Origin of the sequence: Serratia sp. JSRIV004, from assembly GCF_019968705.1 — a bacterium.
Taxonomy (GTDB): domain Bacteria; phylum Pseudomonadota; class Gammaproteobacteria; order Enterobacterales; family Enterobacteriaceae; genus Chania; species Chania fonticola_B.
Map to the genome: position 1 here is coordinate 5,925,379 of NZ_CP074140.1, position 24,421 is coordinate 5,949,799.

Genomic DNA, 24,421 nt, shown 5'->3' on the forward strand with positions numbered 1-24,421 from the left:
ATAGAGAGCATGAAAAAGTGTGGGGCAGTCACCGAATGTATCGCCTGCTGGGGCTAGAATAACCAACATCATTTCATAACAATACCTGTTACCTGGCTATGAAGATCTACGTCATCAAAATCGCTGTTCGTGGAGTCAGTCCCATGGTCTGGCGCCGGCTAAGGATCGCTGCTGATACGTCGCTGGCCGCACTTCACTCCATTTTCCAGATCGTGCAGGGCTGGGGTGATGATTACCTCCATCAGTTTCATATTTACGGCAAAGATTACGGTATCTCTTACGACGGTGGCATTGGCTTTCCGGATAACCCGTTCCAGACCGTGATTGATGATTTTAGTTTTGATATCGGCGATCGCTTTACCTACGAATACAACTTCTTTGAGCACTGGCTTCATGACGTTCGGGTTGAGGCCATTCATGAAGACTCAACGCTGAAAACACCATTTTGTACAAGCGGTCATGGCCAACCCCCGAGGATGAAGCTGATAAGACGCTGGCGTTTCTGGAGGCCATCGTTAATGCGGATGATGCAGCAACGGTCGGTGATATCCGGGCATTTGTTGACGACCTGGATGCTGTTCGGTTCAATCGCAATAAAATCAACAGGCAATTGAGCAAACTCGACCTGGCGGCGCCAGCACTGGAACCTGAAGTGATCTGGTTGGGTCGCCGCCGCTGACGGATATCTATAAAGGTATACTTCTCTAATTCAGGAACTTGGCGCGCTCAGGCCCAGAGGTGTCAGACTCAGGATCGCCTGCGACCACGTAAGCCTTGGTATTTCAATATATTATAAACTTCGCAACCAGATGAAAAACCAGTAACCAGTAGATAATCCCACCACCGCAGGAGGCAACGATGAAATTGACGCTCCAGATAGTTATAACCGATGAGTCAGGCGTGAGTCGAACGGAAGAACTGATGACGTTACAGAAGTCAGGAGATGCCCGAAATGATATCGGATTATCGCTTTCAGAGTCGAAGAGCTTGCTGAACACCGTCCAGCAGTCAATGGTTCAGCAGCAGGCGGATGAATATACTCACCAGCATATCCAGTGTCCTCACTGCCTTGCAGCGCGTAGAATCAAAGGTCGGCAGAAAATACAGTACCGGACACTGTTTGGTATTATTCCCGTATCGGGGCTCCGGGTGTACCGATGCCGCTGCGAAGAAAGTGCAACTAAGACCGTCAGCCTTCTCAGTGACTGGGCGGGCGATCACACTCATCCTGCCCTGAAATATATAGAAACCCGCTGGGCCTCAATGATCTCGTATGAAATGACAACCCGTCTGCTGAAAGATATTCTGCCAGTGGGAGACAGCCTGAATGCCTCAACGGTGAGGAATCACTTATGTCAGGTGGCGCAGCGCCTTGATGCAGAGGCAGAAGCGAATTCTGGCTTTCTTTCCGGTTGCCCCCGCGACTGGGGGAACCTGCCCAGACCGGGTAAACCGTTTGTGGTGGGTATTGATGGGGGTTATGTTCGGGATCGGGACGAAAAAAAGCGTAATTTTGAAATTATTGCCGGCAAATCCTTTTCAGTCGGTTCGCCGGCAGACACGCGCCGCTTTGGTTTTGTCCAGAATGACGACTGTCATCCGGAACGCAGACTAATGGCACACCTCTCCGCCCAGGGAATGCAGGCCAACCAGCAGATATTCTTTTTATCCGATGGTGCGGATAACCTGAGGGAACTGCAGTTCGGTATGTATCCTGAGTCAACTCATGTGCTTGACTGGTTTCATATTACGATGCGGTTGACTGTGTTAATGCAATATGCAAAGGGGCTGCAAGCATCAGATCCGGAGACGGGCAGTAAGGTTTTGGCGCTTCTGGAAAGCACTAAACGATACCTCTGGCATGGTAATGTTGCCGCCGCACTGGAACATATTGATGAGTGCAGCATGTACTGCGATGACCCTGAACTCAGCTATACAAACCTTAAATCCCTTCAAAAACAACTGGATGAAATGTATACCTACATCCTGAACAATAAGATGATGATCCCAAACTACGGTGAAATGCACCGGTACGGAGAACCTGTTTCAACGTCGTTTGTGGAATCAACGATCAATGAAGTGATCGCCAGACGAATGGCCAAAAAACAGCAGATGCAGTGGAGCAGAAAAGGTGCGCATTATTTGTTACAGACCCGGATCGCTGTTCTGAACAATGAGCTGCAGGATAAATTCGCCTGCTGGTATACGGGGTTCTCAATAGGCGAACAAAGTGATGGAAAGGTATCAGCGATGGCAGCGTAGATTACGACTGCCCCAAGCTTTTTCATGCTCTCGTGGAAGGACAGGCCGACTTCAAAACGCAGCCTTAAAATTTCATGGATTTTACGCATGACGATTCTCTTGTTTGGCATATCTCTTTCCCTGGAATGAAAGAAAGAGATATAGCAGTAAAAATCAATGCGTTAAGAATAATTCTGGCGGTGTGAACGGCAATTCCGGTCGGGTGAACACCGATTCTGGTAAAATGAACAGGGATTCTGGCCATGGTGCAAAATCGTGGTATTTTCCGCCGGAATACGCGTTCACGTTCCCCCAGAATGAGTGTTCACGTTGAGCCAGAATATGCAAAAGACTCATTCGGTGATTGCCCCACACTTTTTCATGCTCTCGTATCAATAAGTGAAGCAGCCAGACTGACAGGAAAAAGTCGCACAACAGTGCAGTCATACGCCTCGTTCAAAAGCATATTCAAGGATACAAAAAGGTCACACCCACCACGGCATTGACATTACCCGCCACTACCTGACCGGTAGTGCGCGCATAGTTGGCGGTCAAACCTAAACTGACTGAAGAACTGCCGACGGTACCCAGCGCGACGTTCCTGTTGGTTGGAATAACGCCATTGCGGTTGGCAATCTGAATGCCAATCCCCTGAGCCACCGGCGCAGAGGCGGTATTGGCAAAAATCGTGGATGCGGCATCCGTGGTTGGCCCGGTCAGGTAATAGGCCAGGTTTTGGTTCTGGGCACAACGTACCGTCAACGGTATCGACACCGTTCCCGGATAATCTGGCAGATTCACGGTGACATCGCGGGAAGAGACATCACAGCCACCGGTAGGGATCACCACGCTATTGCGGGCATATATATTCCAAATATACGCATACGAATTTCCTACGTTATTGGTTTGATGCATATTTAACACCGCAATCAAAGAACCACTGGTTATCGCCACGCCACCTGCGGTACTGATAAGCTTGAGATAAAGCGCGGCGGGCCATGGCGTCATAGTGTTGGTTCTATAGACAACGGACTTGGTTTCAGAGGTTGTCGGGAATGGGTAAGAAGTACCGTCATACACAAAGCTACCGGTGAAACCTGTCAGTATACCACCATAGGCCGAGCCTCTTTGCAGAGAAGCGTAGTCTATTCGCGTATCTGGACGATCATTTTGGCAGGATATCTGACGGGACAAATCAACGATCAGGTTTTGGCCCACCCCGATCTGCGGAGTCAAATCAACAAACACGTTGGCGCTTCCGCCACCGACAGGGATGGTCGCCCCGGCAGCCGTTTGGCAAGTAAAGGCATGAGCACTGGATGAATAGCCAATCAAGAGCGCAGCTGCACCCAGATATTTCAGAAATATGCGGATTAAGTCTTTCATATGTTCTTCATCATCAGGAATAAGTGTAAACCACGTTGATCAGGGATTGAATCGATCCCTGCGTCACATTGCCGCTGGGCGTGATGGCCCTCACCTGCAAAACCAGGCTGGCGACCAGCGATGCGTCTTTCACCGCCACGACTTTGGTACTGCCGTTGGGCAGATTTACCCCGCCGCTATCGGCTAGTTGCAATGCAACAAAGTGACCCACTGGCTCAACAAATCCTTCGTCTTTGTATAGGGAAAACAGTCTGCATTTTCAACTATCCTCTGTCCGTTGGAGTAAGCCGGAACATCGCATTTAAACTGGCAGTAACCCGGTCACTGGCCCAATGATATGTATTTTGAACGATTACAGATTTCATATCCAATTGGTTTCATAGATCAATAACCATTTATTGATCGTTAGGATCGATCGGGCTTTGTTGAATAAATCGAACTTTTGGCCGTCGTCAGGATCAGATCACCACACTCCTCATCCTGCAGCGATATCACGTGGCAAAACAAAAGTTCAAAATCACCAACTGGGCTACCTACAACAAGGCACTCATCCATCGGGGCTCACTGACTTTCTGGCTTGATGAGTCGGCCATTCAGGCCTGGTATGACAAGCCCAACACGTCTTCACGTGGTCGTCCTCAACGTTATTCTGAGCTCGCTATTTCTACCGTACTGATGCTCAAACGCGTTTTTCGCCTCACGCTGCGCGCCGCACAGGGATTTATTGACTCCATTTTTACCCTGATGAAACTCCCGCTCAGGTGCCCGGATCACTCCTGCGTCAGCAGGCGGGCTAAGTCCGTCAACATCCCGTTTAAACCCCCCACGCGCGGCGAAATTGCCCATCTGGTTATCGACTCCACCGGATTAAAAGTCTTCGGTGAAGGGGAGTGGAAGGTGAAAAAACACGGTCAGGAAAAGCGCCGCGTCTGGCGGAAACTTCACCTGGCGGTGGACGCCGGTACTCATGAGGTTATCTGCGCTGACCTGTCCCTGAATAATGTGACTGACGCAGAGGCATTCCCAGGACTTATTCGTCAGACCCACCGGAAAGTTAAGGTCGCTTCTGCCGATGGTGCTTATGACACAAAACGTTGCCATGACGAGCTGCGGCGAAAAAAAATCAAGGCGCTTATCCCGCCGCGAACCCGGGCGGGTTACTGGCCGGCGGAGTATGCAGACAGAAATCAGGCGGTGGCCAGGCAGAGACTTACCGGGAGCAATGCTTACTGGAAATGGAACACGACTTATAACCGGCGGTCGGTGGCCGAAACGGCAATGAACCGGGTTAAACAACTGTTCGGTGGTCACCTGACGCTGCGTGACTACGATGCGCAGGTTGGTGAGGCTATGGCCATGATCCGTGCCTTAAACAAAATGACGCGTGCAGGGATGCCAGAAAGTGTGCGGATTGCCTGAGGAAGTCAGTGACGGGAGGCGCTTTTATCTAAATCCGATTTAATCAACAAAGCCCCTGGACGGTAAAGACCTGTTAGAGATTCGCGCCAGGGTAGCGGCACCAGTGGCCGCCAAGGAACGCCACCCCACCACAACGCACGCACCGGCCTACCAGTGGAAGAAGCCAGCACCGCGCCTGTAATGCCCCGTAAGCTCCACCACAAGGCTGCGCAAGCCGGATGTACAGAAATGTTAAGGTGATCGCCGTGATGTACGCTGCAGGGTGATCGGCACTGAACCAACACGAAAACCCCGTTTGTTGGTTCAAAATGGGGTGTTGTCGGTTCACTTTTGGAAAAAAACTTATTTAAAAACAACCGTCTTTACAAATTGAACCAACTGAACCGACTGAACCGACATGTTTACGCTTATATATAGCGAAATATCAGGGAAAAAAAGCCCTTTCAAACGGTGGAATGCGGCTTTGCGGGCAGGTGATTACCGGTTGCTCTGTCTGTTGTGGTTTTTAACCCCCTCGATGGGAGGTTGAGCGGTACGCAAAGTGGTACGCAATAACGGTACGCAGGTACGCAAAGACGGTACGCAAAAAATGGAGTGCGTACCAAGCGAGGCCCCTTCACTGCTGGCTATGGCGAAAAGTACGCACCAAGGCCGAACGATTCACCGCCAGATACGAAACGGAACAGCCGCAGCGGAAACCCCGACCATTATGGACGGTCGGAAAAAACGGTCGGAAACGAAAAACGGTCGGACGGTCGGAACCGCACCAGCTCTGATGTCGACCATGATCCGGATGATAAGAAGCGGACGGGCGAACCGCAAGAAAGCGCAAGTATTTTAAAATCCGACCAAAATGGACCGACGGAAAACGCAGGCATTCACGCCATCCAGGGTAAAATTAGACAAAGCCGCTGGAAGCGGTGCGAAAAATGAAAAAATCGAACCAACAATCAAGATCGGGCTGGGGTGGAAAGCGTGCAGGTGCAGGCGCCCCATTGGGTAACACCAACGCCGTGAAGCATGGCGAACGGAGTAGGCAGGCATTCTTTACTTTGGCCGGCGCCGAGAACTTACCCCCGTTGGTATCCCTCCGGGGTAATAACCTGGTCATTGCCGAGCGTGCGGGGGAATTGTTACGCATTGAGCCACACCCCCACACTGAGGCATGGCGCGAACTGATGCTGTTGGACGGCATCATGTGGCAGCATACCCGGCGCATGTTCAGTATTGAGCTGGAGGCGGTACGGTCAAAACTACGCCTTGCGAAAGCGACCAGGCGCTCAGGTGGTAAGAAATAGTGAGGTTCTGCCACCAGCTGCGCATATGACCTTAAGCGCCTGGTTGGTTCGCACTGAGGTTCGCACCGAAACCGTGGTGTTTTTAGTGCGAACCTTGATGCGTGGATCTTGCCCCACACCGAAATTTTATCCGGTAAAATGACCATGGCCACGACGGGCTGATAATAAAAAACTCTGAGAGGTGGCACTAATGCGAAATAATCAACGTAAAAAGACCACGCAACCTACCGCAACGATCACAGGCACAATCACCAAAGCACCCAGGCGCATAAAGACACAGACGAGCCGAGTTATAGCGGCCGCCACAGTGCTGGTAGAGTCAGAACCCGTACCCGATGCAGGTAATCGGGTTTGACATGTTGGCGCTGGAAGTGATGATCCACCACCGGGGAGAGCGGTTAACGGTGACCGGCGCGGCTGGTTATCACAACGGCTACCAGATAACGGCGCGTGAGGTAATCAATAGCAGTTATTCGTATCCGAAGAAACCAGCGCACCGTTAAAAAGCTATAATATTTACCGTTTTTTATTTATTGAAACCGGAGTTACACTCGTGGTTTTATCGATGAACTGGAGGAGCTTACTCTTATAGTATGACGGAGAGTAATTAAGAGGATCGATGTAAATGGCATCCTCCCTGACACGATATTGCTTACCGTGTTTCTCAGGTGGCGGATAGATATTCCCGTTTCTTGCCCAGCGCTGTAATGTTTGTAACGAAGGATAATCACTGGAGTAAATTGTTTTAATCCATTCTTCCAAGGTTAGGAGTTTCATTTCATATGTCCTTCTTTCGATAATTGATGCTGTAGTGCATGTAGGGCATTTTGGACTCTTAATACATGTTGGGTGATGCTACGATCTTCCAGCAAAATGGCCGTTATCATGTTTGATGTGTCGCGCAGTAACATTGATATCAGGTAATTTACTGTCTTGCCTTCGAGGCGCGCTCTACGCTCAGCTGGTAAGGCTTCGGTCAATGCTTTAGCCAACTCCTGTACTTTCACACTTGCAGCAATGGAATCACTACGTAACCAACGAAAGATAGCCTGCTTATTGACGTTGATTGCTCGCAAATCCACTTCTCCGAATTTGTTCTCGATCGGGTACAACCTCACCTTTCGCGGTTTAGCACTAGAGCTTAGCCACATACGTGAGATCTCAATCGCCACATGTTGCTGTCCGCACGTAGCAGCCCAGCCAATAACCTCACTTTTCAGCTTTTCTATTTTTTGCCTTTCTTTCCTCAATTTTTCTATGTTTCTCATAGGTAGTGTCTCCTGTCGCGAGTTGAAAACCTGATTAGGCTTAATCAGATTGCCATTCCCTATCGGTGATCATCTATCAAATGGCCGTTTAAATATCGAACAACTACGCAGGATAAGAGACTGGCACAGAATGGAAAAACGCGATCAAAGCATGATGCTTATAACTGAGGAAGAAATGATAGAGATCACTGGCGCACACTATCCCAGTAACCAATGCCAAATTTTTCTGGATAATGGCATCCCTTTTGTAAAGCACATGGATGGCCAACCAAGAACAACTTGGTACAACCTGAATCACCCTCTCAGTACACGACATCCCAAGCCAGAGAAAAAACTATAGTTGAGCCTAACTGGGTGGCCATGGATGAACCCATACCGGGAAGAAAAAATAGGTCAGGTTGATGTCATTAAAATCTTAGGTTTGCCCTTCTATTCAATTTCAATCTTGCATCCACCAGTAAGATCGCCTCGAACGCCAACAACTATGGATAAAGCATAGCACCTAAAAAATACGCAGGGAAAAATTTACCCCGCCCTAATGCTTGATGGCCGTGAATACCTGTTAATGAAAATGCCGTGCGGAAATATCAATAGCCATAGAAGTGCATAACACAGACTACTACCATGATGAGGAATAGTAAAATTTTAAATGATATAAAAACTGCGGATCAACTACGATTGACTTAATTTGCTTCCTTGTATCATAACGAACTAATTATTTTGAAAATTTTACGCGGCTTGTTTAATAACTCTCAGCGCAGCTTGTTTTGCATTCTCTACGGCAAAAAACTCTATACCTTCTGATAGGGCTAAGTCCGTCATTTCCTCTAAATAACCTTTCATTTTCAATACAGTTTTGGGTGGAATAGTAGGATCATCAAAAGATGGAATGCCAACTATAATATCGAATCGCTGCGGTTTGAGGACCATAGAAGATCGAGATAACGACTCCAGATCATACACCTTTGCCTTTATGGAGTTTAATGAACTTGACAACCGACTCGGAACCATAAGGCCAAAATTAGATGCGTACATATCATTCATAAATCCAAATTTTGTATGAACATTAACCGATGATAGTTGAACTCGAGCGCCAAAATAATCCGCCAGTTTAGGGTTTATAAACTTTGTCTCATCCGAAATACGTGTGGCCCATTGTTCTGATTGTTTCTCATTTGGTCTATCGTCTTCGTCGTTTCGTTCAGCTTCCAAACTCAACGTACCTAGACTCGCAGTCAAACGAACAGCCTGTCGCAGAACTCCTGTTAAGCTATCGTCAAGAGCATTAGCCTCCATCGATATGTGAAAACCTCCAACAGGTGAAATCCACGTATCCAAGGAAGAATTACTATCGATATGGGATTGCAATGAACACCTAACCCATTGAATCATATCTTTAATACCATCTGATTTTATACCATAAATAGCATCGAGAATTTCATCTCTAATCGATTGGATTATACGTACTTTTGTATCTTCTCCTTTCGCAACAATGATCACATTAATTCGCTCCCCTGAACCAACGATTGGCTCAAAAGATATTGACCACCATCTACCGCCATAAGATGGCTTGCTCGGGAATAATGTATGGTCAATGATCATAAGAACATGTCCGTTTGTTTGATGCCTATGCGAGATCTTATCAGACTTTCTAACACTGGCAACCTACGACTAAGGAAGGATAAGATACCGTTGATTTCAGCACTAGGTATGTATTTCTCAGCCAACGTTGAGTCCATGATTGATAGAAGGTTCAGCGAATGGCATACAGGCGTAATATTCTGAGATGCTGCTCTTAGCACACGAAACTTCTCTATTTCTGTCTTCAAGGAGTATAAAACTCTAAGAATGTTGTTATCCGACGCAGGCATGGTAGGTAAAAGATCATTTGGGATGGCAAGGCCATGATCTATGAAGAAAAAATCTTCCCCACCGTCATACAACATGTTACCTAAATTTCGGTCATGGTTAGCAATCCACTCATCGAAAACCCCCACATCCAAGGATGACTTGAACGCCTCAAGTTTCTCCATTGCTTCTTTACATTGTGCGTATCTACGAAAGCTAGGATAAGCCGCATCTTCCGATCCGAACATCAGAGCATGATGTCCTGGCGATAGCACATCAAGGCTACTGCTATCGGCTAAAATGAGGAAAGGTTTAGGAATGGGTATACCCAACGCCTGGCCTAAAAGAGCGCAATATGCCTCTATACAAATTTCTCTTGGTGGAATCAGTTTTGCAAATACAACAACTGTATCAGTGTTAGTTTTAACATGCCCTTTCCATGTTTGATTTATATTGCTTTCATGGAACTTTTTTGCTCCTGGCAGAAGAGTTGCTACCTCTATACTTTCCATAGCCCACCAATATTTTTTCTCTATGTCGAGAGATTACATGGGTTCTTTAAATTGTATAGCCCTGAAATTTGATCAGTACTTAATGTTCTACTTTCGGAGCCTGTTGGCTGATTAAGTCAGCCTGTTTGACTGGTGTACAGGACAGTGCAACTTGCACGACACTACAACTGTGAGCAAAAAGCAAACAATCACGCAGAGCACTCCGTTTTACCGTGTACACATGGGTGTACACAATCAAAAATCGCATTATCACAAACCCAATCACAGCAAGGCTTAGATGCCGATACTCAATGAATAAATTCAGTCGCTACCACTGGATAGCTAAAAACCTTAGAGCCCGCACATTAACGGGCATTTTTGTAGTGATTGACCCGTCCTGAATAGCGTTGACACGTTTTCGACTTAAATCCGGATAACGTGATAATGGCCGAGTTTAAACGCACACAACGTGACTATCCTTTGTCTTTTAAAATTGCTGTTGTTGAGCAGGTTGAAAAAGGCGAAATGACCTACAAGCAGGCTCAACTGCGCTATGGTATTCAGGGACGTTCCACCGTTCTGACCTGGTTGCGCAAGCATGGCCATCTTAACTGGGCTCCAGGTCTTCCCCATCTCTCCAGCCGGGAGTTGCCCATGAGCCAACCGCCTGCCCCTTTAACTCCTGAGCAAAGGAGCAGGGAACTTGAAGAACAGCTTGAGCTGGTCACCCAGAAAGCGGAGTTCCTTGATGCTGTCGTTAAAATGCTGAAAAATGACTATGGGATCAGTGTCATAAAAAAACGGCCAGGCAAGTCCTCACGCAAAAACAGAGCCAAAAAATCCTCGACCATATGGGTTCTACTGAGCTTGCTGCCAATCTGTTCCGAGCAACCCAAGCGGAAGAAAAACTGCGCCGCGACCAGGTAAAATCAAAACAACAGGCAAATCAGACCCATTTCGATGTAGGTAGGAAAGTACGACAAACTATTGAAGAACTAGTTGGAACCATGCCGGAAAATCTCCCTACGCCGGAAAAAAGCATCAAGCAACTCGAATCAGCAGCGAAACGCCTGGATAAGAAATAGACCACTTAACGGGCGCATTTTTGCTTAGCCCCTACGACACGAATAGGGCAAAGCTTATCATCAGTAACCTGTGCCTAAGCCATTGCGAGGATATCCTCGTAATGGTTCGCCTTAAGGCTAGCCCACTATCCGACCCGCATCGCCATCCTCCGCAATAACCCCATCAGCCAAACGGATCACACGCGGAAAGTGCGTTTTAACAAAAACATAATCATGGCTAATGGCCAGCACGGTGGTGCCTTGCGAACGGCAAACCGCTAACCAACGGGCAAATACTCCTAACCAATAGCTATCAAAGTCACGGCTGGGTTCGTCCAACAGCAGCAGAGGTGGTGCAACGGCAGCGAGGCTGGCAACGGCTACCATACGCCGCTGACCGGCATGTAAATCCAATGGGTGAGCATCCGCTACATCCGTTAGCTCACAAAGCGCCAGCGTTTGATTAACACGCTGCTCCAGACTATCGCCGCGTACACCCTGATGGCGTAAACCAAAAGCGATCTCATCGCGTACCCGGTTACGAAATATCTGCCGTTCTGCTTCCTGAAATAATACTCCCAGCAACGGCGCACGCTGTGCCGCTTTAAGGGTGGCAATATTTTGACCCTGCAAGAGAACCTTGCCGCCGGTCGGTTTTAGCAACCCGGCCATCAGGCGTAATAACGTGGATTTCCCGGCACCGTTATCCCCGATCAAGGCCACCCATTCCCCCGCCTCAATGGTCAAATCCAAACCGTTAATGATGGGTTCGCTCACGCCTGGCCACTGATATTCCAGCGATTCAATCGTTAGCATAATGAAAGCCTGCCTTGCTCCAGCGCCCAGGTTTGCAGGCAATAAGCGGCAACCTTGGTGAGTGACCGCTCAAAGAGCAAAACCACGCACTGCTGCTGATTAGCGTAAGTAACCAGCTGTTGTAACAGCTTGGCGGTAGCTTCAGGTGTCAGGCGGCTAAAGGCTTCATCCAACAATAGTAGCCGTGGGCGCATCGCCAGCGCACAGGCCATCACCACCCGTTGTGCCTCACCGCCAGAGAGCGTAGCTGGATGACGATGGCGTAAGGCGTGGCAATCGGTGAACATCAGCGCCTGTTCGATACGCGCCATTATCTCGGCTTCATCCAGGCACAGATTCTCCGGCCCGAAGGCGATCTCCTCTTCGACCGTGAAAGTACAACCGGAAAGTTGCAGTTGGGGTGCCTGTTGAATGAGCTGCACCTGCTGCGCCATTTCAACCAGCGGACGCGAACCTATTTCCTCACCGAGGACCACTCCTGAACCCTGTATTGTGCCGGGTAAGAAGTCGGGGAAACAGCCTGCCAACAGCTGGGCAAGCGTGGTTTTTCCGCTGCCATTCCCACCGCTAATGCCATATAAACCTGGAACCTCGCAATGTAGATCGATGCTTTCCAACTGCCAGCGACTACCTTGAGGAATAAAGCTCAGCGCATTCAGTGCCACAACCACAGCCAGGCTCCTATTTCCAATGCCGCCACCAACAGCAAGCCATAGCGCACGCTACGTTGCAGCGGGCTGTCGCTCGGTGCCCATAGCGTTGTGCGTCTGGGATGCAGCCGAAAAGCACGCATATCCAGCGCCGTGCTGCGCGCGGTTAAATCATTCAACGCACTGTGGGTTAACGGGATAACCAATGCCGGAATGTAGCGCAATCGTTGATACCAATAGCCGTCTAGCGGCACGCCTCGCGCCAGCTGTGCCTGGTAAATCGCGGCCAGTTGCGCTCGCAGCTGTTCAGCAACCAACAGCGGCCCTGCCAGCAGGTAGGCCAACCCGAGCGGCAAACGGCTGGCAAACAGAGCGCGAATAACATGCTGCGGCGGCACGTATTGCAGCCAGATTTGCCCAAAACTTAGCAACGCCAACAAGCGTAGCCAGAGCGCGGCAGCGTTGAGCATTTCGCTATCATCACGCGCCTCCCCCCGTAGCCACCATGCCAGCCAACCGCTATGCACCAGCCATAAGCCACCCGCCATGGGTAACATGATCCACGCCACATAGCGCCAGCGATGCCGGGTACTTTTCATCAGGATCAGCAATAGAAAGCTCGCCAGGCTATAGGCTAGCAACGGATAACCAAACGGCATCAGCAAGCTGCTGGTACCCAGTACCAGCCAAAGAGCCAGCGAGGTGAACGGGTGCATTAACGCACGGCAGCCATTGCGGGGAAATTACGCAAGGTTCGCTGCGACATATTACGCACCAATAGCCAGACGATGATGGCAACCAGCACTTTATCTATCAAGTTGATCCCCAACACAGTCATTGCGACGGATTCGATCAGATTGCTACCCATTGAATGCACATAGGCGACAAAGAAGTCTGCGCCACTGCCAGTGACCCCGGCGAACAGATAGGTTCGGATCGGTACGGCAACAATCGTCACGGCCAAGGTGATCACTACGCCACTCAGGATCACTTTCGGTAACGTCCGGAACCAACCGATGCTAGCCAATAAGCCAGCGACCAAACCAATCACCATCGCCACCGGCGCGAATGCGGCCGCAATCGGGCCGGTGAGCAGGCCCCAGATCAGGTTGGTCAATAAACCGGTCAACATGCCGATAATCGGCCCGGCGAGAATTGCACTCAGCAAGGTACCGATAGAATCGAGGAAAATAGGCAGCTTCAGCATCGATACCAACTGCCCGCCAATCATGTTGATAGCAATTGAAATCACCATCAACACCAACGTCTGACTCGATAACCCATTACGTGCCATAACAACCTCACTCAACTAGTAGGAAAATTAGCGTTGCTCGACGTTTAATTCGTCATAGCCCGAAAGCGCGCAAGGTTGTCGGTTAAATACGACATCGTTCAATTCCCCAATCACCAATTCGAGCGTGGTGCGCACGGTGCAGCCTGCCATCACATGGCCGCCGGTCATATGGCCATGCTCATCGGCCACGGCCAGATGCAGATGTTCGCCTCCGGCCTCCAACGTGCCAATCAGTGAGACCACTTCAAATTTTCCGGTCAATAACGTGGTGCCTTCACAGCTGGCATAGCGCAACGCCACGTCACTCAAGCTGCCGACGCAACCACTGATCCAGGCGGCACGCAAATCCTGCTGCCGGATAAAATCACGAAGTGCAGCCAGCAAGTCTTGTTGCGGTAACAGACGCAAGGCATAAAACCGAGCCGTAGACGGCGTTGATGTCTCCACGATAAGATCCTTTACCCCAGTGGGTTGGGTGATACGGAAAAGAGGGAAATGGCGTCGGGAAGGTAGGATGCTGCATGAGGGATGTGACTCCAAATAACTCCGAACCTCGGACGTTATGCAGCATGATAGAGATTGATACGGCCTATGTATGTGACATAGGTCAGTAAAAGCGGCGGTACTGGTATGCTGGCCAAAAGCGAAATTGGAATGGGTCTGAAAGAACACTGATGCCAAAAATAAAAAGCCAAGAAACTCTGGTACGCGAGCGTAAGCGCTGGGTAGCGCTAGCGATCCTGGTGGCGGCCATTGTTGGCAGCTTCCTGTGGTGGAAACAAGGGACACTGCGATACGAAGAGTGGAGCCCCAACAAACAGTATGTGGTGCGCAATTATAAAACCTTCGAGTTTATTCCGCGTTTCACCATGCCTGGCGATGGCGGGCATTACTCCGGCTACATGCGGGTTTATGACCGCAACGGCAAGCTGCTCTACGAAGAGTATTCCGACCTGCTCGACTTTGTCGAAGGCCCATTCTGGGCAAAAGAAGGCGTTTATTGGATGGGGAACGACAATCAGGACATCGTTCGCCTACCCACCTCGCCTGTGGATTGAAGCTTGCTGACAAGTGGCCTCCTGAAGGGAGGCTTAACCCGATCAGTTATAAGCGGCGGCCTGCTCTTCGGTGATCAGCTCCATTTTTTCAAGCTGAACCGCAATGCCGCGCAGTGAGCGCCCAAACTCCACGCTTAACGCCTCTATCGTTTTACCAGCGCTGTAGCCTTCCTCCAATAGCTTCCTGTCTTCTTCCGACCAGGGGAAATTGAAGTTGGCAGGCCGACCCTCGGCAATATTTTTCTGCCGCCGCTCCTCGGGTGATAACTTTGCCTTTTTCACCCGTTCTCGCTCGGCGTAAAACTCATCCGCCAGGGCAAACAGCATCCGGATCGTCTCTGGGGAATGAACCAGCGAGGTATGATTCAAAAACTCCCCCGTTTCTGGGTTAATCCCCCTCGCCAACGCACGCAACGTCAGGTAGGTCTGCATCATGGTTTCCGTCCTTAAAAATCTAACCGTCATTCTCGCGGCTAGTTCCCTGCCTATTGTTGCTCATAAAACGAACTATTCAACGATTCGATCGGAATGCGTATTAACTTTGCGAAGCAAATTCCAAATTAACTCTATTTCTTGCAAGAAAATAACCACTTAAAAAAATACCCATTCGGAAATGGGAAACTCAATGCCGTCGATAATTCTCCCGGCAATCGGTGAAACAGGTTTATCTTCAATATTTACAGATAGTTTTCACTTGAAATTAATAAGGTAAATTAACCACTTACCCGATTTATACCGAACGCGATAAATTAAGGATTACTCACCGCACCGCTGGCTACTTATTAAGGAGTATTTTCCCGCTAACTCTCCCTTATGTTGATTTCCCTCAATAACGCTTGGGTTATTGCTGTTAGTTTGCCATGACTAAAAAACCACTGATAAGCATTAGGGAAAGCAATGGACGTCAATCGCAGACAGTTTTTTAAAATCTGCGCTGGCGGGATGGCTGGGACCACGGTGGCAGCATTAGGCTTCGCGCCCAAGGCTGCGTTAGCGGAAACGCGCAACTACAAATTATTGCGCGCCAAAGAAACCCGCAACACCTGTACCTACTGTTCCGTAGGCTGCGGTTTATTGATGTATAGCCTGGGCGATGGGGCAAAAAACGCCAAATCGACGATTTTCCATATCGAAGGCGACGCGGATCACCCGGTAAACCGCGGGGCGCTGTGCCCGAAAGGCGCTGGCCTGCTGGACTATATCCACAGTGATAGCCGCCTGCGTTACCCAGAGTATCGCGCGCCTGGTTCAGATAAATGGCAGCGCATCAGCTGGAATGAGGCCTTTGACCGCATTGCCAGGCTGATGAAAAATGACCGGGATGCCAACTTCGAAGCCACCAACGCCGCTGGCGTGACGGTAAACCGTTGGCTCTCTACCGGGATGTTATGCGCCTCTGCGGCCAGTAACGAAACCGGCATGCTGACACAAAAGTTTGTCCGATCGCTGGGCATGCTGGCAGTTGATAACCAAGCGCGTGTCTGACACGGACCAACGGTAGCAAGTCTTGCTCCAACATTTGGTCGCGGTGCGATGACCAACCACTGGGTTGATATCAAAAACGCCAACGTTGTGATGGTGATGGGCGGCAACGCCGCTGAAGCGCATCCGGTGGGATTCCGCTGGGCGATGGAAGCCAAAAACAACAACGACGCCACGTTAATCGTCGTCGATCCCCGCTTTACCCGTACCGCATCGGTCGCCGATATCTACGCGCCGATACGCTCCGGCACCGACATTACCTTCCTGTCGGGCGTGTTGCTGTACCTGATTTCCAACAACAAGATCAACGCTGAATACGTGAAGCATTACACCAACGCCAACCTGTTGGTCCGGGATGACTTTACGTTTGAAGATGGCTTGTTCAGCGGTTATGACGACAACAAACGTCAGTACGACAAAACCACCTGGAACTACCAGTTCGGTGAAGATGGTTATGCCTTGCGTGATGATACGCTCCAGCATCCGCGTTGCGTCTGGAACCTGCTGAAAGCACACGTCAGCCGCTACACGCCTGAAGTGGTGGAAAACATCTGCGGCACCCCAAAGGAAGATTTCCTGAAGGTGTGTGAAGTCCTGGCTTCCACCAGCGCAGCAGACCGTACCACCACCTTCCTGTACGCCTTGGGCTGGACCCAGCACACGGTCGGCGCGCAGAACATCCGTACCATGGCGATGATCCAGTTGCTGCTCGGCAACATGGGCATGGCTGGCGGCGGCATCAACGCCCTGCGCGGTCACTCCAACATTCAGGGGTTGACCGATATTGGCATGCTGTCCACCAGCCTGCCGGGGTACCTGACGCTGCCTTCGGATAAACAGACCGATCTGACTACCTATCTGGCCGCCAATACGCCAAAGGCCACCTTGCCTGGCCAGGTTAACTACTGGAGCAATTACCCGAAATTCTTCGTCAGCCTGATGAAGAGCTTCTACGGCGACGCTGCCCAGAAAGAGAATAACTGGGGCTTTGATTGGTTGCCGAAGTGGGATCAGTCCTACGACGTCATGAAGTACTTCCAGATGATGGATCAGAATAAGGTCAACGGCTATATCTGCCAGGGCTTTAACCCGGTCGCCTCCTTCCCGGACAAGAATCAGGTGGTCGCCTCACTGGCCAAACTGAAGTATCTGGTGATCATAGACCCGTTGGTTACGGAAACTTCCAATTTCTGGCAAAACCACGGCGAGATGAACGATGTCGATACCGCGTCGATCCAAACCGAAGTGTTCCGGCTGCCATCTACCTGCTTTGCCGAGGAAGACGGCTCGATCGCCAACTCCGGCCGCTGGCTACAATGGCACTGGAAAGGCGGCGATGCCCCAGGTGAAGCGATTACCGACGGCGAGATCCTGGCCGGCCTGTACCATCGCCTGCGCCAGATGTATGGCAGCGAGGGCGGTAAAGGTGTCGAGCCACTACTGAAGATGGGCTGGCACTATGAACGGCCAGACCACCCAGAATCCGAGGAAGTGGCCAAAGACAGCAACGGCTACGCGCTGGAAGATCTGTATGACGCCAACGGCAATCTGCTGGCGAAAAAAGGCCAGTTGCTGGATTCCTTCGCGATGCTGCGCGATGACGGCAGCACGGCTTCAGCCTGTTGGATCTATACCGGCAGTTGGACCAGCAAGGGCAACCAGATGGCCAACCGTGATAACAGCGATCCGTCAGGGTTGGGCAACACGCTGGGCTGGGCCTGGGCATGGCCGCTGAACCGCCGCATTATCTACAACCGCGCCTCCGCTGACCCAATGGGTAAACCTTGGGATCCGCAACGCATGCTGATTGAATGGAACGGCAGCAAGTGGGTCGGGAATGATATTCCAGACTACAACACCGCCGCACCGGGCAGCGGCGTTGGGCCGTTCATCATGCAACCGGAAGGGCTTGGTAGGCTGTTTGCCCTCGACAAAATGGCCGAAGGGCCGTTCCCGGAACATTACGAGCCGTTTGAAACGCCGTTGGGCACCAACCCACTGCATCCAAACGTGATCTCTAACCCGGCGGCCCGTCTCTATCCGTCCGACGCCAAGCGTATGGGTGATAAATCCGAGTTCCCTTATGTCGGTACCACCTATCGTCTGACCGAGCATTTCCACACCTGGACCAAGCACGCGCGCCTTAACGCGATCATGCAGCCGGAACAGTTCGTGGAAATCAGTGAACGGCTGGCGAAGGAGAAAGGGATTGAGCAAGGCGATACCGTCAAGGTCAGCAGCAAACGCGGCTTTATCAAGGCGAAAGCCGTGGTGACCCGCCGTCTGCAAACCCTGAAGGTTAACGGGCAGGATGTCGACACCATCGGTATTCCACTGCATTGGGGCTTTGAAGGGGCAGCCCGCAAAGGCTACCTGGCCAACACCCTGACGCCGTTTGTCGGCGATGCCAACTCGCAAACGCCGGAATACAAGGCGTTTCTGGTTAACGTGGAAAAGGTGTAAGGAGCCGAATTTATGTCCATGCAATCCCAAGACATTATCAAACGTTCGGCCACCAACACCCTGACGCCGCCTCCCCAAGCGCGTGATTACAAGGTCGAGGTCGCCAAGCTGATTGACGTTTCCACGTGCATCGGTTGCAAGGCCTGTCAGGTGGCCTGTTCCGAATGGAACGATATTCGCGATGAAGTAGGACACTGCGTTGGGGTTTATGACAACCCCGCCGATCTGAGTGCCAAATCCTGGACGCTGATGCGTTTCTCGGAGGTGGAGCAGAACGGCAAGCTGGAATGGCTGATCCGCAAGGATGGCTGTATGCACTGCGCAGATCCGGGTTGCCTGAAGGCCTGCCCGTCTGCCGGGGCGATTATCCAATATGCCAACGGCATCGTGGATTTTCAGTCCGAGCACTGCATCGGCTGTGGTTACTGCATCAGCGGCTGCCCGTTCAACATTCCACGGCTGAACCCGCAAGACAACCGGGCGTACAAATGTACCCTGTGCGTTGACCGCGTCAGCGTGGGCCAGGAACCGGCCTGTGTGAAGACTTGCCCAACGGGCGCAATCCACTTTGGCACCAAGGCAGAAATGCTGGACGTGGCACAGGAGAGGGTCGAAAAGCTGAAGAAACGCGGCTTTGAGCATGCGGGCGTGTATAACCCGCAAGGCGTTGGCGGCACCCACGTGATGTACGTACTGCACCATGCCGATAACCCCGAGCTGTACCACAATCTGCCAAAAGACCCGCATATCGATCTGTCGATCGGGTTGTGGAAAAGCGTACTCAAACCCTTATCCGTGGCGGGCTTCATCGCCACCTTTGCCGGTTTGATTTACCACTACATCGGCATTGGCCCGAACAAGGAAGTGGATGATGAAGACGAGGAGGACCATCATGAGCAAAAGTAAAATGATCGTTCGCACCAAGTTTATCGACCGGGCCTGTCACTGGACGGTGGTCATCTGCTTCTTCCTGGTGTCGCTGTCCGGCATTGCGCTGTTCTTCCCCACGCTGCAATGGCTGACCGAGACCTTTGGTACGCCGCAGATGGGTCGCATCCTGCATCCTTTCTTTGGTGTACTGATCTTTATCGCGCTGATGTTTATGTTCTTCCGTTTTGTGAAGCATAACATTCCCGAGAAAGAGGACTTGCCGTGGGTCAAAGGCATCGTGGAAGTGCTGAAGGGTAATGAGCATAAGGTCGCTGACGTCGGCAAATATAATGCCGGCCAGAAGATGATGTTCTGGAGCATCATGAGCATGATTTTCGTGCTGTTGATCACCGGCATTATCATTTGGCGCCCTTATTTCGCCCACAACTTCCCGATCCCGGTGATCCGCTATGCACTGTTGATCCACGCTGCATCGGCGATCGTGCTGATCCACGCCATTTTGATCCATATGTATATGGCATTCTGGGTGAAAGGCTCGATCAAAGGCATGATTGAAGGCAAGGTCAGCCGCCGCTGGGCGAAGAAGCATCACCCGCGCTGGTACCGTAAGGTCGAGGCTGAAGAGCAAAAAGACGAGCAGTAACCCGTTGAAATTCGCCCCTTCGCATGAAGGGGCGACTCTCTCCTCAAGCGACCACTGAACCATCAAAGATCTGCTGCATGCTTTCGATCAGGCTCAGCAACTCGCTATTGGCCCCAGGCTTCCACAGTGCCACCATCGGGTGCATCAGTCCCTGTTTCCCTAATTCCGTATTGAGCCGCTCTACCTGCGGCAGATGCTGCATTTGTAGATGAGTTGGCAGGAATGCCCAACCCAGCCCGGCGGTTAACAACGTTTGCAGCAAAGCCGGTTCATTGACGACCTGGATGCGATCGGCGATTTGCAGGCGCTTCGCCATCGGCTCGGGCAGGTCATAAAAGAGAATAAGTTGGGTGCTGGATGCCAACGACAGCAAGGTGACCGGGCTACCCACGGGGAAAAAACCCTCGCGAGCATAGACGGCCAACTCAATGGCCCCCAAGGCTCGCCACTTAAATTTTTCGCCAATCGAACGGTTGATCGCCTGATAAACGCCAATATCCGCCACATCGTCTGCCAACGCCTGTTCACCCTCACCACGCTCCATCATCAGCAAATTAAGCTGAATGCCACGCTGGCCCAAAAACATCGCCAGTTCCGTTAAAAAAGCGCGCGGAGTAAACGGGTCATAGCACAGCGTCAGTTTCTGCCGCACCTGCTGCGGAATATGCTGAGCCAGCAGGCTAAGGGCCTCTGCCTCCTGCAAAAACAGCCGAGCTTGCCGGTAAAGGCGCTGGCCCGCCTCGGTCAATTGCAATGGGCGGGTACGGCGATCGCACAGGGAATAGCCTAGATCCAATTCCAGATTTTCGATCAGTTCACTGACGGTGGTGCGATCCTTCCCCAACCGTTTGGCGGCCTGGGTGAGATTGCCGGTCTCACAAACGCTGGCGAAAGCTTCAATCTGCGCCAACGAAAAACCTATCTTCCCCATCTCTCCTCCACAAAATTGCGGGGGATTTCCCCCCGTTCATCCACTCTACGATATTAGTTCGCGGGCTTACCATTATTTTGTTCACCTCATTCAGGTAAGGAAAATAACCATGAAAAAGCTCACACACAGCGTATCAGCCCTACTGGTAGGTGCTGCACTCAGCGCCAGCCTGGCAACCGGGGCGCAAGCCTGCACCCGCGCCTTTATGAATATGTACCCAGGCTATATGGTCAGCGCACGCAATCTGGATTTCTTCGGGCCGGTAGATCCCTCACTGGTGATCACACCACGCGGTATTGCGCATAACGGCGGGGATGCGAAGAACGCCGCCCAGTGGCAAACCCACTACGGCAGCGTCGTGGTTTACGCCGATGGCGTGTTCCCAATGGACGGTATGAATGAAAAGGGGCTAGCGGGCCATACGCTGTTTTATATGAACGGCAGCCAAGTGCAGCAGGACAATCAGGACAAGCCGGTGATCGAAAGCCGCGCCTGGTTGAGCTACATCCTGGATAACTACGCCACCGTTGATGAAGCGGTTAAAGCCATCCGTAGCGACGTACGCCTGGCCGCCGCCCATATGCCTATCGATTACGCCTCGGATACCAAACACATCGCGATCGAGGACGTTAGCGGTGATTCTGCCATCATTGAGATCGATAATGGCAAAGTGAATATCTATCACGACAAAAATTATCGGGTGATGACCAATCCCCCCTCTTACGATAAACAACTGCAGAACCTGGCCAAGTATCAGAATGCCACGCGCAGCGAGATCCCTGGTGGCTTGGAAGCGGATGAGCGCTTGGTGCGCGCCAGCTATGATTTGAAAAACCTGCCGCAGCCGGACAATAAAAACCAGGCACAGGGCTTCATCTTATCGGTGCTTAATAACGTGGCTTATCCGATCGGCTCACCGGCAGAGCCAAGCGAACAAAAGGTCACCGACATGTATGCCAAATACAGCAAGCGCCCGGACCAGAACAAAGGCATCGGGACTTACTGGACGGCGATTTCGGATCTGAGCCATGCGGAGTATCACTTCAAGTCCGCCTTTGCGGCCTCGCAGGTTTGGGTTCCGCTGAATGACATCAACTTCAGCCAAGGGCAGCCGGTGCGTAAGATCGCCCATCTTAACGACTATGCCCAACAGGGCTGGGAAGGTAACGTGCTGGCCCAGGCGAAATAACGCTTAACCCACTATTGTTATAAGGGTAATTTCACGATCAAACGCTGCTGGCCGCCAATGGCCAGCAATAATCTGAACGCATAACACACGCCCAAAGTATTTTGTTCTAATCGTCATGCGGGGTAATGAAAGGCACCACGGGCTGTGGCTAAATAGCGCTTTCCTAGCCTGTATGCCGTTCGGATTGTTTATGTCGCAAATTTTGCAATTTATTTTAGCCTTGGTGGTTATTGTCGTTCTCGCGTTATTGGTCAGTAATGACCGCAGGAAAATCCGCCCACGTTATATTATTCAGTTGCTGGTGATTGAAGCCGCACTGGCCTATTTCTTCCTGCATTCAGCCAGCGGACTGGGCGTTATCAAGCATGTGGCCGATTTCTTTGGCATCCTGCTGGCCTTTGCAGCACAAGGCTCTGACTTTGTTTTCGGTGGCATGAGCAATCAGGGGCTGGCCTTTATCTTCCTCGGCGTGTTGTGCCCGATTATCTTTATCTCTGCATTGATCGGTATTTTGCAGCATTTCCGCATCTTGCCGTTGGTGATCCGCGTCGTGGGCACTTTGCTTTCAAAAGTGAACGGCATGGGCAAGCTGGAGTCCTTCAACGCCGTCAGCACGTTGGTGCTGGGCCAGTCGGAAAACTTTATTGCCTATAAGGGCATCATTGCGGATATCTCCCCACGCCGGATGTACACCATGGCCGCCACCGCGATGTCGACGGTTTCGATGTCGATCGTGGGTGCCTATATGGCGATGATCGACGCACAATACGTAGTGGCCGCGTTAATCCTCAATATGTTCAGCACCTTTATCATTCTCTCGATCATCAATCCTTATCAGGTAGACGACGAGCCGGAACTCAAGCTGAATAAACTGCATGAAGAGCAGAGCTTCTTTGAAATGTTGGGGGAATATATTCTCGCGGGTTTCAAAATTGCGATGATCATTGCCGCCATGCTGATCGGCTTTATCGCCCTGATCGCCGCCGTGAACGCCATTTTTGCTGCCATTTTTGGCATCAGTTTCCAGCAGATCCTGGGTTACGTGTTCTACCCGCTAGCCTGGCTAATCGGCATTCCGGCGCCTGATGCGCTTCGGGCTGGCAGCATTATGGCCACCAAGCTGGTCGCCAATGAATTTGTGGCGATGATTGAACTGAAAAAAATCGCGGCAGAGCTGTCCCCACGTGGTTTGGGGATCCTCTCGGTGTTCCTGGTGTCCTTCGCCAACTTTGCTTCCATCGGCATTGTTGCCGGGGCCATCAAGGGATTAAACGAACGCCAGGGCAACGTGGTTTCCCGCTTCGGCCTGAAGCTGGTTTACGGTTCCACGCTGGTTAGCCTGCTTTCGGCAGCGGTTGCCGGGCTGGTGCTGTAAAAACAATAGCCAGGCTTGCTGTAGTTGCGGCAAGCCGGGTATTCATTAGAACGCGACGCACACCGGCGCATCGACACGCATCACCGAGTCTTGGGCAAACTGCTGTTTATAGCGGGTGCGCAGCGCCTCAATGTTTTGCTCACTGGCAGCATCAGGGCTATGGATCAGCATCAACGCCTTGCTGTTTTCCCGCGCCAGCTTGCCATCGTTCCCCAACCATTGCCCTTTGGCATCAAATACCGATAACCCATCTTTAAAACGCGGGGTTACCTGCTGATCGACAAATGTCTGCCATTCAACCGCCGTAATTATCGGCCCTGCCGGGCGATTCAAGCCAAAATAGAGCGTGGTTTGGGTCATCGGCTCGCCGATGCTGCACGTTGCTTCTGGTTTTAACGGTGAGGCCTGTTGCACTGGCGCTACGCAGCCGCTCAACAGCAAGGTTATGGCGACGGCGACTGCCAATATCGGGGTGTTTTTCATCTCGCTTTCATGTTCCTTAAATAATCATCAACAGACACTAACAATAAATTTCTAATGTGCTGTAAAAATCACAAGTAGCACTAGAGACTAGTAGTAAGCAAAAATCACCTATTTAGCATTAGGTAAAGTAA

The 24,421-nt window shown here is 51.1% G+C and carries 26 protein-coding genes and 3 pseudogenes; 14 read left to right on the top strand and 15 right to left on the bottom strand.

Features of this window, described 5'->3' with window-relative positions; all coding sequences use genetic code 11:
- Positions 1 to 143: 143 nt before the first annotated feature.
- Positions 144 to 679: pseudogene (locus tag KGP21_RS28235) on the top strand (plasmid pRiA4b ORF-3 family protein).
- A gap of 179 nt (positions 680 to 858) precedes the next feature.
- Entirely contained in the window at positions 859 to 2,262 is a 1,404-nt protein-coding gene (locus KGP21_RS28240; RefSeq protein WP_223536686.1) for an ISKra4 family transposase, read from the top strand.
- Positions 2,263 to 2,415: 153 nt separating this feature from the next.
- On the opposite strand, the gene KGP21_RS28245 is transcribed toward KGP21_RS28240, so the two are convergent.
- Genes KGP21_RS28245 through KGP21_RS28255 form a run of 3 tightly spaced genes read right to left on the bottom strand, consistent with a single transcriptional unit; the run spans position 2,416 to position 3,838 of the window.
- Positions 2,416 to 2,688 (bottom strand): hypothetical protein, encoded by a 273-nt coding sequence (locus tag KGP21_RS28245; RefSeq protein ID WP_223536688.1) that lies wholly within the window; start codon positions 2,686 to 2,688, stop codon positions 2,416 to 2,418.
- A 21-nt stretch (positions 2,689 to 2,709) separates the two neighbouring features.
- Positions 2,710 to 3,627: a fimbrial protein gene (locus KGP21_RS28250; protein ID WP_223536690.1), complete on the bottom strand. Its 918-nt coding sequence runs from the start codon at positions 3,625 to 3,627 to the stop codon at positions 2,710 to 2,712.
- A 13-nt stretch (positions 3,628 to 3,640) separates the two neighbouring features.
- The gene (locus tag KGP21_RS28255) at positions 3,641 to 3,838 is read right to left on the bottom strand and encodes a hypothetical protein (RefSeq protein ID WP_223536693.1); all 198 of its coding nucleotides are present in this window, start codon (positions 3,836 to 3,838) and stop codon (positions 3,641 to 3,643) included.
- Between the two features lie 284 nt (positions 3,839 to 4,122).
- Between KGP21_RS28255 and KGP21_RS28260 the strand changes: the two genes are divergently transcribed.
- The 3 genes from KGP21_RS28260 to KGP21_RS28270 all read left to right on the top strand — a co-directional run bounded on the left by KGP21_RS28260 (position 4,123) and on the right by KGP21_RS28270 (position 6,847).
- A complete protein-coding gene (locus KGP21_RS28260; protein WP_223536695.1) occupies positions 4,123 to 5,046 on the top strand; it encodes an IS5 family transposase in 924 nt (307 codons plus the stop codon).
- A gap of 929 nt (positions 5,047 to 5,975) precedes the next feature.
- A complete protein-coding gene (locus tag KGP21_RS28265) occupies positions 5,976 to 6,344 on the top strand; it encodes a hypothetical protein (protein WP_223536698.1) in 369 nt (122 codons plus the stop codon).
- A gap of 335 nt (positions 6,345 to 6,679) precedes the next feature.
- Entirely contained in the window at positions 6,680 to 6,847 is a 168-nt protein-coding gene (locus KGP21_RS28270; RefSeq protein ID WP_223536701.1) for a hypothetical protein, read from the top strand.
- Between the two features lie 13 nt (positions 6,848 to 6,860).
- Here KGP21_RS28270 and KGP21_RS28275 read toward each other — a convergent pair whose 3' ends face one another.
- Both KGP21_RS28275 and KGP21_RS28280 read right to left on the bottom strand, forming a co-directional pair.
- Entirely contained in the window at positions 6,861 to 7,121 is a 261-nt protein-coding gene (locus KGP21_RS28275) for an excisionase (RefSeq protein WP_223536703.1), read from the bottom strand.
- Positions 7,118 to 7,612, bottom strand: a complete 495-nt coding sequence (locus tag KGP21_RS28280) for a toxin YdaT family protein (protein WP_223536705.1) — start codon at positions 7,610 to 7,612, stop codon at positions 7,118 to 7,120. Before KGP21_RS28280 ends, KGP21_RS28275 begins: the two co-directional genes overlap by 4 nt.
- Before the next feature lie 175 nt (positions 7,613 to 7,787).
- Between KGP21_RS28280 and KGP21_RS28285 the strand changes: the two genes are divergently transcribed.
- Entirely contained in the window at positions 7,788 to 7,952 is a 165-nt protein-coding gene (locus KGP21_RS28285) for a DUF4224 domain-containing protein (protein WP_245398495.1), read from the top strand.
- A 389-nt stretch (positions 7,953 to 8,341) separates the two neighbouring features.
- Here the strand turns inward: KGP21_RS28285 and KGP21_RS28290 are convergent, their stop codons facing one another.
- Positions 8,342 to 9,214, bottom strand: a complete 873-nt coding sequence (locus KGP21_RS28290; RefSeq protein WP_223536707.1) for a hypothetical protein — start codon at positions 9,212 to 9,214, stop codon at positions 8,342 to 8,344.
- The gene (locus KGP21_RS28295) at positions 9,211 to 9,972 is read right to left on the bottom strand and encodes a HipA family kinase (RefSeq protein ID WP_223536709.1); all 762 of its coding nucleotides are present in this window, start codon (positions 9,970 to 9,972) and stop codon (positions 9,211 to 9,213) included. Before KGP21_RS28295 ends, KGP21_RS28290 begins: the two co-directional genes overlap by 4 nt.
- 423 nt (positions 9,973 to 10,395) lie before the next feature.
- Between KGP21_RS28295 and KGP21_RS29820 the strand changes: the two are divergent.
- Together KGP21_RS29820 and dinD are read left to right on the top strand one after the other, a co-directional pair.
- A pseudogene (locus tag KGP21_RS29820) lies at positions 10,396 to 10,567 on the top strand (IS3 family transposase); the annotation flags it as partial.
- 208 nt (positions 10,568 to 10,775) lie between these two features.
- Positions 10,776 to 11,036, top strand: a pseudogene (dinD, locus tag KGP21_RS28305) (DNA damage-inducible protein D); the annotation flags it as partial.
- A gap of 117 nt (positions 11,037 to 11,153) precedes the next feature.
- Here the strand turns inward: dinD and KGP21_RS28310 are convergent.
- From KGP21_RS28310 to KGP21_RS28330, 5 genes are read right to left on the bottom strand one after another with little or no spacing between them, the layout of a single operon-like run.
- Positions 11,154 to 11,831, bottom strand: a complete 678-nt coding sequence (locus KGP21_RS28310) for an ABC transporter ATP-binding protein (protein WP_223536711.1) — start codon at positions 11,829 to 11,831, stop codon at positions 11,154 to 11,156.
- Complete coding sequence (locus KGP21_RS28315; protein ID WP_371824833.1) at positions 11,825 to 12,502, bottom strand: energy-coupling factor ABC transporter ATP-binding protein; 678 nt, start codon at positions 12,500 to 12,502, stop codon at positions 11,825 to 11,827. Before KGP21_RS28315 ends, KGP21_RS28310 begins: the two co-directional genes overlap by 7 nt.
- Complete coding sequence (locus KGP21_RS28320) at positions 12,487 to 13,197, bottom strand: energy-coupling factor transporter transmembrane component T (protein ID WP_021807284.1); 711 nt, start codon at positions 13,195 to 13,197, stop codon at positions 12,487 to 12,489. The genes KGP21_RS28315 and KGP21_RS28320 overlap by 16 nt, the downstream gene beginning before the upstream one ends.
- Positions 13,197 to 13,775: an ECF transporter S component gene (locus KGP21_RS28325; protein ID WP_021807285.1), complete on the bottom strand. Its 579-nt coding sequence runs from the start codon at positions 13,773 to 13,775 to the stop codon at positions 13,197 to 13,199. Before KGP21_RS28325 ends, KGP21_RS28320 begins: the two co-directional genes overlap by 1 nt.
- A 27-nt stretch (positions 13,776 to 13,802) precedes the next feature.
- Positions 13,803 to 14,225, bottom strand: coding sequence for a PPC domain-containing DNA-binding protein (locus KGP21_RS28330; RefSeq protein WP_094981604.1), 423 nt, complete (start codon positions 14,223 to 14,225; stop codon positions 13,803 to 13,805).
- 224 nt (positions 14,226 to 14,449) lie between these two features.
- Here KGP21_RS28330 and KGP21_RS28335 point away from each other — a divergent pair, with 224 nt between their 5' ends.
- Complete coding sequence (locus tag KGP21_RS28335) at positions 14,450 to 14,833, top strand: hypothetical protein (RefSeq protein WP_094981556.1); 384 nt, start codon at positions 14,450 to 14,452, stop codon at positions 14,831 to 14,833.
- Positions 14,834 to 14,875: 42 nt separating this feature from the next.
- Here KGP21_RS28335 and KGP21_RS28340 read toward each other — a convergent pair whose 3' ends face one another.
- Positions 14,876 to 15,265 (bottom strand): hypothetical protein, encoded by a 390-nt coding sequence (locus tag KGP21_RS28340; protein WP_024482934.1) that lies wholly within the window; start codon positions 15,263 to 15,265, stop codon positions 14,876 to 14,878.
- Positions 15,266 to 15,730: 465 nt separating this feature from the next.
- Between KGP21_RS28340 and fdnG the strand changes: the two genes are divergently transcribed.
- Genes fdnG through fdnI form a run of 3 tightly spaced genes read left to right on the top strand, consistent with a single transcriptional unit; the run spans position 15,731 to position 20,312 of the window.
- A complete protein-coding gene (fdnG, locus tag KGP21_RS28345; RefSeq protein ID WP_209529702.1) occupies positions 15,731 to 18,778 on the top strand; it encodes a formate dehydrogenase-N subunit alpha in 3,048 nt (1,015 codons plus the stop codon).
- Between the two features lie 12 nt (positions 18,779 to 18,790).
- A complete protein-coding gene (gene fdxH, locus KGP21_RS28350) occupies positions 18,791 to 19,684 on the top strand; it encodes a formate dehydrogenase subunit beta (protein ID WP_024527856.1) in 894 nt (297 codons plus the stop codon).
- Complete coding sequence (gene fdnI, locus KGP21_RS28355; RefSeq protein WP_024482937.1) at positions 19,671 to 20,312, top strand: formate dehydrogenase-N subunit gamma; 642 nt, start codon at positions 19,671 to 19,673, stop codon at positions 20,310 to 20,312. Before fdxH ends, fdnI begins: the two co-directional genes overlap by 14 nt.
- A 43-nt stretch (positions 20,313 to 20,355) precedes the next feature.
- Here fdnI and KGP21_RS28360 read toward each other — a convergent pair whose 3' ends face one another.
- The gene (locus KGP21_RS28360; RefSeq protein WP_209529705.1) at positions 20,356 to 21,243 is read right to left on the bottom strand and encodes a LysR family transcriptional regulator; all 888 of its coding nucleotides are present in this window, start codon (positions 21,241 to 21,243) and stop codon (positions 20,356 to 20,358) included.
- A 109-nt stretch (positions 21,244 to 21,352) separates the two neighbouring features.
- On the opposite strand from KGP21_RS28360, the gene KGP21_RS28365 reads away from it, so the two are divergent.
- Both KGP21_RS28365 and KGP21_RS28370 read left to right on the top strand, forming a co-directional pair.
- A complete protein-coding gene (locus tag KGP21_RS28365) occupies positions 21,353 to 22,432 on the top strand; it encodes a linear amide C-N hydrolase (protein ID WP_209529707.1) in 1,080 nt (359 codons plus the stop codon).
- A 190-nt stretch (positions 22,433 to 22,622) separates the two neighbouring features.
- Positions 22,623 to 23,807, top strand: coding sequence for a NupC/NupG family nucleoside CNT transporter (locus tag KGP21_RS28370; protein WP_071683771.1), 1,185 nt, complete (start codon positions 22,623 to 22,625; stop codon positions 23,805 to 23,807).
- A 45-nt stretch (positions 23,808 to 23,852) separates the two neighbouring features.
- Here the strand turns inward: KGP21_RS28370 and KGP21_RS28375 are convergent, their stop codons facing one another.
- Positions 23,853 to 24,290 (bottom strand): DUF3574 domain-containing protein, encoded by a 438-nt coding sequence (locus KGP21_RS28375; RefSeq protein WP_209529709.1) that lies wholly within the window; start codon positions 24,288 to 24,290, stop codon positions 23,853 to 23,855.
- Between the last annotated feature and the right edge of the window lie 131 nt (positions 24,291 to 24,421).

Excerpts from the sequence above, each read along its gene's own strand:
- fdnI (WP_024482937.1), top strand. The coding sequence starts at position 19,671 with ATGAGCAAAAGTAAAATGATCGTTCGCACCAAGTTTATCGACCGGGCC.
- KGP21_RS28280 (WP_223536705.1), bottom strand. The coding sequence starts at position 7,612 with ATGAGAAACATAGAAAAATTGAGGAAAGAAAGGCAAAAAATAGAAAAG.
- KGP21_RS28250 (WP_223536690.1), bottom strand. The coding sequence starts at position 3,627 with ATGAAAGACTTAATCCGCATATTTCTGAAATATCTGGGTGCAGCTGCG.
- KGP21_RS28360 (WP_209529705.1), bottom strand. The coding sequence starts at position 21,243 with ATGGGGAAGATAGGTTTTTCGTTGGCGCAGATTGAAGCTTTCGCCAGC.
- KGP21_RS28275 (WP_223536703.1), bottom strand. The coding sequence starts at position 7,121 with ATGAAACTCCTAACCTTGGAAGAATGGATTAAAACAATTTACTCCAGT.
- KGP21_RS28290 (WP_223536707.1), bottom strand. The coding sequence starts at position 9,214 with ATGATCATTGACCATACATTATTCCCGAGCAAGCCATCTTATGGCGGT.
- KGP21_RS28320 (WP_021807284.1), bottom strand. The coding sequence starts at position 13,197 with ATGCACCCGTTCACCTCGCTGGCTCTTTGGCTGGTACTGGGTACCAGC.
- KGP21_RS28340 (WP_024482934.1), bottom strand. The coding sequence starts at position 15,265 with ATGCAGACCTACCTGACGTTGCGTGCGTTGGCGAGGGGGATTAACCCA.
- KGP21_RS28285 (WP_245398495.1), top strand. The coding sequence starts at position 7,788 with ATGATAGAGATCACTGGCGCACACTATCCCAGTAACCAATGCCAAATT.
- KGP21_RS28245 (WP_223536688.1), bottom strand. The coding sequence starts at position 2,688 with ATGACTGCACTGTTGTGCGACTTTTTCCTGTCAGTCTGGCTGCTTCAC.
- KGP21_RS28365 (WP_209529707.1), top strand. The coding sequence starts at position 21,353 with ATGAAAAAGCTCACACACAGCGTATCAGCCCTACTGGTAGGTGCTGCA.
- fdxH (WP_024527856.1), top strand. The coding sequence starts at position 18,791 with ATGTCCATGCAATCCCAAGACATTATCAAACGTTCGGCCACCAACACC.
- KGP21_RS28335 (WP_094981556.1), top strand. The coding sequence starts at position 14,450 with ATGCCAAAAATAAAAAGCCAAGAAACTCTGGTACGCGAGCGTAAGCGC.
- KGP21_RS28265 (WP_223536698.1), top strand. The coding sequence starts at position 5,976 with ATGAAAAAATCGAACCAACAATCAAGATCGGGCTGGGGTGGAAAGCGT.
- KGP21_RS28270 (WP_223536701.1), top strand. The coding sequence starts at position 6,680 with ATGCAGGTAATCGGGTTTGACATGTTGGCGCTGGAAGTGATGATCCAC.
- KGP21_RS28310 (WP_223536711.1), bottom strand. The coding sequence starts at position 11,831 with ATGCTAACGATTGAATCGCTGGAATATCAGTGGCCAGGCGTGAGCGAA.
- KGP21_RS28370 (WP_071683771.1), top strand. The coding sequence starts at position 22,623 with ATGTCGCAAATTTTGCAATTTATTTTAGCCTTGGTGGTTATTGTCGTT.
- KGP21_RS28240 (WP_223536686.1), top strand. The coding sequence starts at position 859 with ATGAAATTGACGCTCCAGATAGTTATAACCGATGAGTCAGGCGTGAGT.
- KGP21_RS28325 (WP_021807285.1), bottom strand. The coding sequence starts at position 13,775 with ATGGCACGTAATGGGTTATCGAGTCAGACGTTGGTGTTGATGGTGATT.
- KGP21_RS28295 (WP_223536709.1), bottom strand. The coding sequence starts at position 9,972 with ATGGAAAGTATAGAGGTAGCAACTCTTCTGCCAGGAGCAAAAAAGTTC.
- KGP21_RS28375 (WP_209529709.1), bottom strand. The coding sequence starts at position 24,290 with ATGAAAAACACCCCGATATTGGCAGTCGCCGTCGCCATAACCTTGCTG.